14 protein-coding genes and 2 tRNA genes are annotated in these 12,169 nt (G+C 66.3%); 11 read left to right on the forward strand and 5 right to left on the reverse strand.

From position 1 onward, the window contains the following. Positions 1-3 precede the first annotated feature (3 nt). The 6 genes from B840_RS00060 (at position 4) to B840_RS00085 (ending at position 2,927) form a co-directional block, all read left to right on the forward strand. A complete protein-coding gene (locus B840_RS00060; protein ID WP_042620429.1) occupies positions 4-348 on the forward strand; it encodes a DUF3566 domain-containing protein in 345 nt (114 codons plus the stop codon). A gap of 103 nt (positions 349-451) precedes the next feature. Further along, positions 452-528: transfer RNA gene (locus B840_RS00065), tRNA-Ile, on the forward strand. 7 nt (positions 529-535) lie between these two features. Further along, positions 536-608, forward strand: a tRNA-Ala gene (locus B840_RS00070). Positions 609-759: 151 nt separating this feature from the next. Further along, positions 760-1,263: a CAP domain-containing protein gene (locus tag B840_RS12785; RefSeq protein ID WP_052491009.1), complete on the forward strand. Its 504-nt coding sequence runs from the start codon at positions 760-762 to the stop codon at positions 1,261-1,263. A gap of 95 nt (positions 1,264-1,358) precedes the next feature. Continuing rightward, a complete protein-coding gene (locus tag B840_RS00080) occupies positions 1,359-1,919 on the forward strand; it encodes a CueP family metal-binding protein (protein WP_042620430.1) in 561 nt (186 codons plus the stop codon). A gap of 66 nt (positions 1,920-1,985) precedes the next feature. Beyond that, positions 1,986-2,927 carry a cation diffusion facilitator family transporter gene (locus tag B840_RS00085; RefSeq protein WP_042620431.1) on the forward strand — a complete coding sequence of 314 codons (942 nt, stop codon included), beginning with the start codon at positions 1,986-1,988 and terminating at the stop codon, positions 2,925-2,927. On the opposite strand, the gene B840_RS00090 is transcribed toward B840_RS00085, so the two are convergent. Together B840_RS00090 and B840_RS00095 are read right to left on the reverse strand one after the other, a co-directional pair. Next, positions 2,924-3,163 (reverse strand): hypothetical protein, encoded by a 240-nt coding sequence (locus B840_RS00090; protein ID WP_156971796.1) that lies wholly within the window; start codon positions 3,161-3,163, stop codon positions 2,924-2,926. The genes B840_RS00085 and B840_RS00090 overlap by 4 nt on opposite strands. A gap of 38 nt (positions 3,164-3,201) precedes the next feature. Further along, positions 3,202-3,885, reverse strand: a complete 684-nt coding sequence (locus B840_RS00095; protein ID WP_052491011.1) for a hypothetical protein — start codon at positions 3,883-3,885, stop codon at positions 3,202-3,204. Between the two features lie 292 nt (positions 3,886-4,177). Here B840_RS00095 and B840_RS00100 point away from each other — a divergent pair, with 292 nt between their 5' ends. From B840_RS00100 to B840_RS00120, 5 genes are all read left to right on the forward strand, one after another. Then, the gene (locus tag B840_RS00100; RefSeq protein ID WP_084602668.1) at positions 4,178-5,152 is read left to right on the forward strand and encodes a methylenetetrahydrofolate reductase; all 975 of its coding nucleotides are present in this window, start codon (positions 4,178-4,180) and stop codon (positions 5,150-5,152) included. 93 nt (positions 5,153-5,245) lie between these two features. Next, a complete protein-coding gene (gene metE, locus B840_RS00105; RefSeq protein ID WP_042620433.1) occupies positions 5,246-7,552 on the forward strand; it encodes a 5-methyltetrahydropteroyltriglutamate--homocysteine S-methyltransferase in 2,307 nt (768 codons plus the stop codon). Positions 7,553-7,711: 159 nt separating this feature from the next. Beyond that, the gene (locus B840_RS00110) at positions 7,712-8,401 is read left to right on the forward strand and encodes a hypothetical protein (protein ID WP_042620434.1); all 690 of its coding nucleotides are present in this window, start codon (positions 7,712-7,714) and stop codon (positions 8,399-8,401) included. A gap of 60 nt (positions 8,402-8,461) precedes the next feature. Further along, positions 8,462-8,983 carry a peptidylprolyl isomerase gene (locus B840_RS00115; RefSeq protein WP_042620435.1) on the forward strand — a complete coding sequence of 174 codons (522 nt, stop codon included), beginning with the start codon at positions 8,462-8,464 and terminating at the stop codon, positions 8,981-8,983. A 75-nt stretch (positions 8,984-9,058) separates the two neighbouring features. Further along, positions 9,059-9,706, forward strand: a complete 648-nt coding sequence (locus tag B840_RS00120) for a rhomboid family intramembrane serine protease (RefSeq protein WP_042620436.1) — start codon at positions 9,059-9,061, stop codon at positions 9,704-9,706. A gap of 367 nt (positions 9,707-10,073) precedes the next feature. Here the strand turns inward: B840_RS00120 and B840_RS00125 are convergent, their stop codons facing one another. The 3 genes from B840_RS00125 to crgA all read right to left on the reverse strand — a co-directional run bounded on the left by B840_RS00125 (position 10,074) and on the right by crgA (position 12,159). Further along, positions 10,074-11,156: a GntP family permease gene (locus tag B840_RS00125; RefSeq protein ID WP_229676559.1), complete on the reverse strand. Its 1,083-nt coding sequence runs from the start codon at positions 11,154-11,156 to the stop codon at positions 10,074-10,076. Positions 11,157-11,171: 15 nt separating this feature from the next. Continuing rightward, the gene (locus B840_RS13755) at positions 11,172-11,525 is read right to left on the reverse strand and encodes a GntT/GntP/DsdX family permease (RefSeq protein ID WP_342341965.1); all 354 of its coding nucleotides are present in this window, start codon (positions 11,523-11,525) and stop codon (positions 11,172-11,174) included. A 367-nt stretch (positions 11,526-11,892) separates the two neighbouring features. Then, positions 11,893-12,159, reverse strand: coding sequence for a cell division protein CrgA (crgA, locus tag B840_RS00130; protein WP_042620437.1), 267 nt, complete (start codon positions 12,157-12,159; stop codon positions 11,893-11,895). Between the last annotated feature and the right edge of the window lie 10 nt (positions 12,160-12,169).

Here is a 12,169-nt window from a genome sequence, read left to right on the forward strand (position 1 = left end):
CCGATGGCAACACGCGACGTCTCAGTGACTCGGGTGTCACCCCTGTCCGCCTTCCGCGTCGGTCTGGCCATGTCCCTGGTGGGTCTCGTGGCCTGGCTCATCGCCGTCGCGCTGCTCTACGTCGGCATGGACGCCGCAGGCATCTGGGACCAGGTGAACTCCCTGATCGGCGATGTCGGCGGTTCCCAGGCGGTGAGCTTCGGGCTCGTCATCTCCTTCGCCGCCCTGCTGGGTGCGATCAGCACGATCCTCACTGCCGTCCTGGCTCCGCTGACCGCGGTGATCTACAACGCCATCGTCGACCTCTTCGGCGGCCTGCAGGTCAGGCACCAGGAGGAGGCGGAGTAGGGGACCGTTCGCAACTCGCCTGTTCAGAAGTAGCAAATACCCCTTCTGAACAGGCGATTTGTCTCGATGGCACACTACTGGGTAATGTTACGTTTCGTTCCCAGGGCCTATAGCTCAGTTGGTTAGAGCGCATCGCTGATAACGATGAGGTCGCAAGTTCGATTCTTGCTAGGCCCACCAGGAACATGGGGCATTAGCTCAATTGGTAGAGCATCTGCTTTGCAAGCAGAAGGTCAGGAGTTCGATTCTCCTATGCTCCACAGCAGGGGAAACCCCATGTGAACCCGCCCTCCGGAAGATCCGGAGGGCGGGTTTTCTGTTGCCGGGTCCGGCGTGGCGCCTCCCCGGTGCGGGTCGGGTGCGTTACGATATCGAATCGTTACATACCCCGATATGCATAAGGTGCCCCCTATGAAGAATCTGAAGCGAAGTGCCATCGCCCTGGCCGCCGCCACCGTGCTGTCTGCCGGGGTCGTCTCCCCGGCCAGCGCCCTCTCTTCACACCCTGCCCTGTCGTTCCTGCCCGCCCTGCCAGCCCTCCCTGCGCAGCAGTCCGCGGCGCCCGTGTCCGGCGACGCCGCGCACCTCGAGCACCAGACGATCCAGCGGCTCAACGACTACCGCGCCTCCCGCGGGCTCAACCGGCTGAGCGTCGACCCGGGTCTCACCTCCCAGGCCCGGGCCTGGTCCCAGCGCATGGCCGCTGGCAGCTCTTTCTCGCACAGCAAGGGGAACAACGTGTTCGAGAACATCGCCTGGAACACCCACGCCGGGCCGGACACCTTCTTCGGCCAGTGGAGGAACTCCCCGGGCCACGACCGCAACATGCTCCAGGCAGGGGTGACCAAGGTCGGGGTCGGCGTCGCCTACGCGCCCGACGGCAAGGCCTTCGCCACCATGCAGCTCGCCCGCTGAGGGAAGTTGCGCGCGGCAGATGCGCCATTGTTTAAAACATTCAGAAACGTGTTAAATAGGTAGGTGATACTTACCTTCGACACGAGGAGAATGACGTGAAACGCACCCCGGCAGCCGTCGCCGGCCTGGTACTCGCTCTCGGTCTGGCGGGGTGCGCTGCGGCGGACGACGACACGGCGGAGTCATTCCTCAAGTCCCAGGGGCTGGCGGGAATGGACGCGGTGGAGATTGTCGAGTACCTCGACCGGATCCCCGTCTCCGCCCGCTCCGCGGAGCTGGTCGCCTCCGTGCGCCACGATGAGCTGGTGCTGGCGGCCGAGGGGCAGGAGGTCGTGCTGGATCTGCCGGAGGATCAGACCTATGTGTCGGTGGCCCCGTACGTCGACGAGACCCACGACTGCTTCTATCACAGCCTGACCACCTGCCGGGGGGAGTTGGCCGGCCAGCCGGTGCAGGTCACCTTCACCGACGCGGCGACGGGGGAGACGCTGATCGAGGAGGAGACGACCACCTTCAGCAACGGCTTCGCCGGTTTCTGGGTGCCCAGCCACACCACCGGCACCATCGAGGTGACCCACCAGGGGCGCACGGGCACCACGGAATTCTCCACCGGAGAGGACGGCGCGACCTGCGTCACGGACCTCCGTTTGACCTGACCGTGGGCCCGCCCCGCCGTTTTCATTAACGTTTCAATAAAGCGGTCCCGGGACTAGGCTGGAGCCATGGGCACCCACGCGCATGAGCACCGCCACGGCGTCGGCAGCACGCACGCCACGTCGGCCCCGCTGCGCGCGCTGGCGGTCGCATTCGTCATCACCGCGACGGTATTCTTCGCGGAACTGGCCGCTGGCCTGATCTCCGGTTCGCTGGCGCTGCTCTCCGATGCGATGCACATGCTCTCGGACGCCGCGGGCCTGATCATCGCGCTGCTGGCGGCGGTGGTGGGGAAGAAGGCGGCGTCGAGAAGCGCGACCTTCGGCCATCGGCGGGTCGAGGTGCTGGCGGCCCTCATCAACGCGGTGACGGTCACCGGTGTGGTGGGGTGGATCCTCGTCCGGGCGGTGGGGCGCCTGGGGGAAACCCACGAGATCGACACCACGGTGATGCTCATCGTCGCGGTGGTCGGCCTGGCGGCGAATGCGCTCTCCGCCTGGGTACTGTCGCGCCACAGCTCGGAGAACCTCAACGTCCGGGGAGCTTTCCTGCACATCGTGGCGGACATGCTGGGTTCCGTGGCGGTCATCGCCGCGGGTCTGGTGATCCGTTTCACGGGTTGGACGCCCGCGGACACCATCGCCTCACTGGCGATCGTCGCCTTCGTCCTGCCACGGGCGTTGACCCTGCTGTGGCAGACGGTGGAGGTGCTGCTGGAGCGCGTTCCGCGGGGCGTGGACACCCGGGAGATCGAGCGGGCCCTGCGCGCCGTTCCGGGCGTGACCGACGTGCATGACCTGCACATCTGGTCCACCGACGGTGTGACTCCGCTGGCCACGTGCCACCTGGTGGTCGATGAAGTCTGCGTGGGGACGGGGGAGTGCGGCGTCCTCGGGCAGGCCCAGGCCGCGCTGTGCGGGCTGGGTATCGGGCACTCCACGCTTCAGCTGGAGCATCCGGGCCACGTGGACAACGAGCAGGTGTGCGGGCCCCAGCCGTACGGGCTCTAGTCCTCCTGCGTCCCGATGCTGAACTTGGCGATCTCCCGGGCGCTCACGCTCTGGGCCTGCCCGTCGAGGTCCTCGCACTCGAAGACGGCGTCGGGGTTCTCCGACTCGACGACCGCCCGGAGGCGCTGGAAGTTGTTGACCTCCGGCAGGCCGTTCACGTCTTTCTCCCCCGACTGGGCGGGGAAGTGGAAGGTCCGGTCGTCGACGGTGGTGACGGTGAGCACATTGGTCTTCATGCGGCCGACACTACCGGCGCCCACCGCCGTACGCACCCCTACTTCTTCTTGGCGTCGCCTTCGACGGTCTCTTCGGCCGGGGCTGCGTCGCCCGCGGCGATGTCGGCGTCGGCATTCACGTCGACCTCGTCCTCGGTCTCGGCCTCGTCGGCCTCGTCCAGTGCAGCGGCGTGGTGCTTCTCCAGCTGCTCGTCCAGGGACTGCATGAGCTCCTCGTCGACCTCCTCCGGCACGCCCTCCTCCGGGGTGGTGGTGGAGTAGACCAGCGTGGACTCGGTCTCGGGCGCCTTCTCCTCGGTGCCGGAGAAGTCCTCGACGCGCGGCGGGGTGTCACCCGGCTTCGGCTCCTGGCGGGTGAACCAGTAGACGCCGCCGGCCACGGCGGAGAGCAGGAGGGCGACCAGCCCGGCGATCGTCAGGGTGCGGCGGCGCTGGGCAGCCTGGGCGCGCTGCCGGGAGGGGCGGTTGTCGGCGGCCTTCTCCAGCCGCTTCTTCGCCGCGTCGAGGCGCGCGTGGGCGGCCTGGGTGACGTGGCCGGCTTCGCGGCGGCTTTCGTCGAGAAGCGACCCGCCGCGGGCCTTGAGGTCCTCGAGGTCGACGCGTCCCGCGGCGTCGGAAAGTAGATCGTATGCCTCGCGGGTCTTCTTCTCGTTGTACTCCTTGACGCGGTCGCGGACGGCGAGTGCGGCGCTGAGGGCCATTTTCAGGGTCACGGGGTTCACAGCAAGCTCCTTCATGGTGAATTCGACTTGCCTCAAGCGTAGCCAGAACATCCCGGCCGTGCGGCGGGTCCGACCCCGGGAATACGCGGCGAAAGAAAGTGGACAGCTTGGTTCATTTCGGCCGCTCGGAAGGCCGTTTTTCGGCATTTATATTCATCTCACTATTAGTCCGTTTTGCCAGGTCAAAGCATTAGTCACACGTGATATCTTTGAAAATATTACGCTGCTTCTTCCGGTGCGTTGCTACATTCACCATCACTTGCTCAACGGACACGGAAAAGGAGGGTCGAACATGAACGCGACAGCACCGCAACACAGCGTCAAACGGCGCTTCTCGGCTTCCGTTCCGCTGGACTCCTTCGACCCCGTCGAGACGCATCAGGCGCCGGTGCCCTCCCGCACCTCCCTCTCCTTCGAGGTCATGCCCCCGCGCCACGACGTGGACGAGACGAAGATCGACGAACTCCTGGCCACCCTCGGTTCCTACCGGCCGGACTACATCTCCGTGACCAGCTCCCGGAACTCCGGCTGGCTGGAGGGCACCGCCCGCTTCATCGAGAAGGTCGACGCGCAGACCCGGATCCCCACCCTCGCGCACCTGGCCTGCACCGCCGGCACGCGGCAGGAGCTCATCGACTGGATCAACCGGCTCATGGACTCCGGTGTGCGCGGCTTTTTGGCGCTGCGGGGCGACTACGCCGAGGGGCAGACCGGGATGCCCGCGGGCTACCTCCCGCACGCCACCGATCTGATCAGTCTCATCCGGTCGCTGGAGAACGACCAGCGCGCCCGCTTCGGCGCCGGCCGCCTGGCCATCGGCGTGGCCGCCTACCCCAGCGGCCACGAGGAGTCCGCGAGCAGGGACGAGGACATCGACGTCCTCCTGGCCAAGCAGCGCCTCGGCGCGGACTTCGCCATCACCCAGCTCTTCTTCGACGCGGAGGACTACCTCCGCTTCGCGGAGAGAGCCCGCCTGGCGGGCGTGAGGATCCCGCTCATACCGGGAATCATGCCCATGACGAGCCTCGCGAGACTGCGCCGAATGGGCGAGCTCTCCGGACTCACCGTCCCCGACCGGCTGACCCGCCGGCTGGCGGCGGCGGGACCGGAGGGCGAGTACCAGACGGGCCTCGACCTCACGGCCGAGCTCGCGCAGACCATCCTGGCAGCCGGTGCCGGCGGGATGCACGTCTACACGTTCAACCGGCCCGACACCACCACAGAACTGCTGGACCGCATCGGCATCGCACCCCGGCCAACCGGCTAGGCGAAGACCGACCGCATCCACCGGGAGACCTGCCCCAGGCGGTCCCCGGCCCCTAATTCTCACCTGCGAACCTTTTTGAGAGGCCTTCTTTCCATGACTTCCTTCCCGTCCTTCACCATCGAGGGTTACCCCCGCGTCGGCGCCAACCGCGAGCTGAAGAAGGCCCTCGAGTCCTTCTGGGCCGGCCGCATCGACGAGGAGACCTTCACCTCCTCCGCGCACTCCATCCGCCTGGAGAACTACGCCCGACTGCGTGACCTCGGACTGGACGCCGACTACGCCATCCCGGCCGACGTCGCCCTCTACGACCACGTCCTGGAGACCTCCCTGACCGTCGGCCTCATCGGCGGCGACGCGGAGGAGATCGACCTCGCCGAGTACTTCGCCCTGGCCCGCGGCAACGCCGAGCGCTCCCCGCTCGAGATGACCAAGTGGTTCGACACCAACTACCACTACCTCGTCCCCGAGGTCGCCGACTCCGGCGCCATCACCCCCCGCGCCCAGCGCATCCTGGACATCGTCGCCGAGGCCAAGGCCGCCGGCCACGTCGTCCGCCCCTACCTGGTCGGCCCGGTCACCCTGCTGGCCAAGTCCAAGCCGGCCGAGGGCGCAGGCAACCCGCTCAACCGCCTGGCGGAGCTGACCGAGGCCTACAAGACCGTCCTCGCCGCACTCAAGGAGGCCGGCGTCGAGTGGGTCCAGCTGGCCGAGCCCGCCCTGGTCTCCGACCTGACCGTCGCCACCGACGAGGAGCTCGCCCAGCACGCCGCCGACACCTACGCCGCCATCCTCGGCGTGACCAACCGCCCGCAGGTCCTCATCTCCACCCCCTACGGTTCCCTGCGCGCCGGCCTCGAGGCACTCGCCCAGGCCGGCCCGGAGGCCCTGCACGTCGACCTGGCCCCGGCCACCCTGGCAGCCGACGCCGGCTACGCCGGGCGCGTCGCCGCCGCCGTCAAGGCAGCCGGCAAGAACACCGTCCTGGTCGCCGGCGTCATCGACGGCCGCAACGTCTGGGCCGCCGACCTGCGCGAGCGCCTGTCGGTGCTGGAGGGCCTGAAGGAGGCGGGCGTCGAGAAGCTCGCCGTCTCCTCCTCCGTCTCCCTGCTGCACGTGCCGCACACCGTCGCCGGCGAGACCTCGCTGCCGGTCGACGTCGCCGGCTGGCTCTCCTTCGCCGACGAGAAGATCGGCGAGGCCAAGGCGCTGTCCGCAGCGCTGGCGGGCGGCACCGTCGCCGCCGCCGACGACTTCGCCCGCTCCGACCGCGCGGTGCGCACCCGCACCGAGTCCGCCCGCACCCACAACGAGGCCGTCCAGGCCCGCGTCGCCGCTCTGCCGGCCGGCCAGGTCGCCCGCCAGCCGGAGTTCGCCGCACGCGTCGAGGCGCAGAAGGCCCTCAACCTGCCGAAGCTGCCGACCACCACCATCGGCTCCTTCCCGCAGACCGCCGAGATCCGCAAGGCTCGCGCCGACCACCGCACCGGCGTCCTCAACGAGGAGCAGTACACCGAGGCCCTGAAGGACGAGGTCAAGTCCGTCATCGAGCTGCAGGAGCGCCTGGGCCTCGACGTCCTCGTCCACGGCGAGCCCGAGCGCAACGACATGGTCCAGTACTTCGCCGAGCTGCTCGACGGCTTCGTCGTCACCGAAAACGGCTGGGTCCAGTCCTACGGCTCCCGCTGCACCCGCCCGCCGATCGTCGTCGGCGACGTCTCCCGCCCGGAGGCCATGACCGTCGAGTGGGCCAAGTACGCCCAGTCCCTGTCCGAGAAGCACGTCAAGGGCATGCTCACCGGTCCGGTCACCATCCTGGCCTGGTCCTTCGTGCGTGACGACGTCCCGCTGTCCGTCTCCGCCGACCAGATCGGCGTCGCCCTGGCCGACGAGGTCGCCGACCTCGAGGAAGCCGGCATCGAGATCATCCAGATCGACGAGCCCGCCCTCCGCGAGCTGCTGCCGCTGCGCGAGGACGCCCGCCCCGAGTACCTCGACTGGGCCGTCCGCTCCTTCCGCCTGGTCGCGATCGACGCGAAGCCGACCACCCAGATCCACACCCACCTCTGCTACTCGGAGTTCGGCCAGATCATCGACGCCGTCGCCGCCCTCGACGCCGACGTCACCTCCATCGAGGCCGCCCGCTCCCGCATGGAGTTGCTCGAGGACCTCGAGGACTCCTTCCACTCCGAGATCGGCCCGGGCATCTGGGACATTCACTCCCCGCGCGTGCCCTCCGTCGCCGAGCTCACCGAGCTGATCAAGGCCGCCCTGGTCAACGTCCCGACCGAGCGCCTCTGGGTCAACCCGGACTGCGGCCTGAAGACCCGCGGCTACGCGGAGACCGAGCAGTCCCTGCGCAACATGGTCCTCGCCCGCGACATCGTGGTTGAGTCGCTGTAACGCGCTGTAAGTACTGACGCCATCAGGGCGCAACCGACCTCGGGTCGGTTGCGCCCTTCGTGCGTCTACCGTGAGAGTGTTCGAGAACTCCATGGTCGTGGCGGGGTCCGGGGATAAGCTTGCGGCATCAAAAGTCGAAAACCCTGACAAGGAGTCACCGTGAACACTGAGGAAGCAGAAATCCGGACTCTCGTCTCCTACTGCGAGGACAACCTGGGGGATCCCCACCTGTGGAAGACCCCGGACGGGTACCCCGAGAGTCTGGCGCTGTGCATCATCGATTCGCTCTACTCCACGGGGTCCCACTACACCTCGGTGGTCAACGTGATCAGGCGGTACAAGGAGAAGTACCCCGCCGGCGGCAAGCACGGCGCGGAAGATCTCCTCCGGTCCATCATGGAGGCCGGCGGCGCCCGGAAATGGGCCGAGGACGTGGTGCAGAACAGAAAGCCCGCCCACACCCGCCCCGGGGCACCGCTGAAAGCAGAGATCATCGAACAGGCGGCCCAGCTCATGATTGACCTGGGCATCCACACCGTCCCCGATCTGCGCCGGGTGGTGGAGGAGAAACCGCAGGACAATCCCGTCTATTACGGCTGGAAGAAACTGCCGAGCCAGAGCTCCGGGGTCACCTACAACTACCTGCTCCTACTGGCTGGCATGCAGTCCATCAAGCCCGACCGCATGGTCCTGCGTTTCCTCGCCGACGCTCTGGGCAAGAACACGCAGATATCCAATGACCGGGCATGCAGACTCCTTACAGAGACCGCGAAGCATCTAGGCGTCGAGCCCCGGGTCCTCGACCACATCGTCTGGCGGGCGGCGTCGGGACGCGAACTCACGGACTGAGCGGGTGATCGGCCCCGTCACCTTCCGCATCTCCACCCGGGTTTCGTTAGGATGGCCACCATGACCAACAAGACCGCTACCGCGACGCTGCACACCAACCGCGGCGACATTGTCATCGAGCTCTTCGGGAACCACGCCCCGGTCACCGTCGAGAACTTCGTCGGCCTGGCACAGGGCACCAAGGAGTACTCCACCGAAAACGCTAAGGGCGAGAAGAGCGGCCCGTTCTACGACGGCGCCGTGTTCCACCGCGTCATCGACGGCTTCATGATCCAGGGCGGCGACCCGACCGGCACCGGCCGTGGCGGCCCGGGCTTCATGTTCGCCGACGAGTTCCACCCGGAGCTGCGCTTCGACCGCTCCTACCTGCTGGCCATGGCCAACGCCGGCCCGGGCACCAACGGCTCCCAGTTCTTCATCACCACCGGCCCGACCCCGCACCTGAACAACCACCACACCATCTTCGGCGAGGTCGTCGACGAGGAGTCCCGCAAGGTCGTCGACGCGATCTCCTCCACCCCGACCGACCGCATGGACCGCCCGGTCGAGCCGGTCGTCATCGAATCCGTCACCATCGCCTAACACCCCCTTCCCCGAAGGCCCGCCACGTTGCTTATCGACGTCGGCGGGCCTTCCCCTTTCCAGGAGCCCTCATAAGTGACCACCCTGCGCCGTTGGTGGGCTGACGCCCCCGCCACCACACTGCTCACTCTCACCGCGGTTATCGTCTACGCGATCACCGCGCTGCAGTCCGGCTCCCTGATGGACAACCTCCCCGGTTCCTCTCTCGGCGCCGCCTGGGTCCTCTACGGCCCGGAGGTAGCGCAGGGCGGGCTGGACCGCCTGCGGGCCCTCGGCGCGATCTTCCTCCACATCGACCTGGGCCACGTGGCCATCAACAGCTTCATGCTCCTGCTCATAGGCCGCGAGATCGAGCGGTTCGCCGGCACAGCCCTGTACTCCGCGGCCTTTTTCGCCGGGGGAATCGGCGCCTCCGCCACCGTCCTGTGGATGGCGCCGTACAACCCGACCGCGGGGGCCTCCGGGGCGTTGTTCGCGCTCATGGTCCTGCTGCTGGGCATCACCCGCGCTCGGGGCGGCGACCTGCGCGCGCCCCTGGCGCTGATCCTGGTGAACGTGGCGTACACCTTCATCGCCCCGTCAGTGTCTCTCTGGGGCCACCTCGGGGGACTCTTCGCCGGTCTGCTCATGGTGTTGTTCTTCGTCCACCCGCGGGCAGCCTTTCGCTGGGCGGGTGTGCTGGGCGTGCTCCTGCTCTCCTGCGCGGCAGTCCTGCTTGTGTAATCCGGGGGCTGAAAGTTATCCACAGGCTGTGGAGTGATCTGTGGATATTGTGAAGAACATCTCTTCGGGCAAACCATCCCCAGCCTGTGGATAACTTTGTGGACAGTTTTCCCCACCTGCGCAAACGTTCGAATAATTCACGATTTTCACAGCTTATGGGGCCAGCCGACGAACTTTTCCGGTGTCCTGACACCAAACTACACACGTGTAACTATCCACAGTGTGGATAACTCCTGTGGAAGGATTCCGGCCGTGGGGGCTGGTGGATAACTCCGTGGAATTCTCCACCGGCCTGGGGATAAACAGGGCAGTTATCCACATTCCTCCGCCCGGTGACTGATTCGTGTCCTTCGCACCTGTGGCAGCCTCAGGACATCGCCAGGGCAATCCCCATCACGACCAGGAAGCCGACGAACGGGGCGATGACGGTCACCCTGCCGATGTCCTTGTAGGACTGGCGGTGCGTGAGGCCGCACACGAGTAGCAGGGTGATGACGGCACCGTTGTGGGGGAGCGAATCGAAACTGACGGAGGCCATCGCCGTCACGTGGTACATCAGCTCCGGACTGACGCCCTGTTCGGCGGTCATTCGCGCAAGATCTGAGCCGAAGCTCTCCAGCGCGATGCTGAGTCCGCCGGAGGACGATCCGGTGATGGCTGCGATCACGGCGGTGGATAGTTCCGCCACCACGAGCGCGTTGTCGCTGACCTCGAATATGCCTTCCCGGATGACGGCGAATATTGCCAGTGAGGCGATCACGCCACCGTAACCGACCTCGCTCGCCGTGGTGAATGCGGGGAGCACGGCGGTCTTGGCGCCCTCCGAGATGCCGTCGACGTAGTCCTTGGCCCGCTTCGGCCGCATGAGGAAGATGGCGATGACCGCCGTGGCGAGGGCGATCGTCACCGACCAGACCCCGATGACACTGCTCAAGGTCGTGGCGCCGAACTGTTCCTCGGCGAGGTAGTCGAAGTTCATCGTCGTGGAGAAGACGTACACGAACAGGAAGTTCATGGTGACGACGACCAGAATGGGCACCAGCGCGATCACGCCCCTGACGGCCACGTTCTGCGCTGTCTGCGGGCGCTCCAGGACTGCGACGCCGCCGCCGGTGGACGGTGCCGTGCCGGCGGGGGAAGGGCCGTCACTGTCCGGCGATCCCGCTTTCAGGTCGGGTCCATATGATTCTCCGGCGTGGATTAATTTGCGCTGGCGCCAGGTGAGCCAGGCGATTCCGAAGGCGTAGGTGACCATTGCCCCGAGGATGCCCAGGACCGGGGCGGCGAACGTGGTGGTTTCGAAGTACCGGGTGGGGATGGCGTTGTGGATCTGCGGGGATCCCGGCAGGGCGGCCATGGCGAAGGAGAAGAACCCCAGGGCGATCGCGGCCGGCATCAGGCGTTTGGGGATACCCGCCTCCTGGAACAGGGCCTGCGCGATCGGGTACATCGCGAAGACCACCACTCACGCGCTCACGCCGCCGTAGGTGAGCAGTGCCGAGGCTATCGACGTGGCGAGGATGGCGCGCTGCGGGCCCAGTGCCCTGGAAATCCACCGGGCGAGATCTTCGGCGTACCCCGATACCGACATCAGCCGTCCGAAAATTGCGCCGACCAGAAACACCGGGAAGAACTTCACGATGAATCCGCCCAGGGCCGGCATAAAAATTTGAGTGTAGGAGGCAAAGAGAAGTGCCCCGGAGAACAGGACGGCGATCATCGCGGCGACCGGCGCGATGAAGATGACTGAGTGGCCCCGGTAGGCGAAGAAAATGAGGAATGCCAGCGACACCAGGATGCCGATAAAGGGAAGGACTATAGGGGTTCTCTTTCATAGTGATGGGGTTGGCGCCAAGACGCCGGCGAGCAGATGATGCGCGATTGCCCCTGCCGGCGTGACGGATTACCGGGAGAGCTGATGTGACTTCTGCCTTATCTCGCAGAATTAGTAATGCGGGTCACTAGTAACAACTGCACTGCGCGCGCCCCGATGAGAACGATGATTATTGATTTTTCGATACCAGATCTAGTGTTGATTAATGTTGGAAATACAATAGAGATGGCCGGGTGCGGGTCCGGAGAGGACCACGGCACCTCGGGTTCAACAGCGTGGAGGATCAGCAAAACCCCGGTCCCCGCCGCCGGACGGCAGCAGAAACCGGGGTTGAACCACGCGGGGAGGGCGGCTAGCGCCAGCCCATCGTCATCAGCAGGCCCAGGACGAAGAGTCCGAAGCCGATGCCGTAATTCCAGGGCCCGAGTTCCACCATGAAGGGGATCTGGGCGCCCGCCAGGTAATTCACGATGAGCCACACGAGTCCCGCGAGCATCAGCCCGAACATGAGGACCTTGTACCAGAGCGGCGTGCCGCCGGTGTTGATCTTCACGGGGGTGCGGTTGGCGGAGGAGGTCGAATGGGCGATGGGGCTCTTGGTGATCTTTGCCTTGGGCATCGTGGGGGGC

This window comes from Corynebacterium marinum DSM 44953 (assembly GCF_000835165.1).
GTDB lineage: Bacteria > Actinomycetota > Actinomycetes > Mycobacteriales > Mycobacteriaceae > Corynebacterium > Corynebacterium marinum.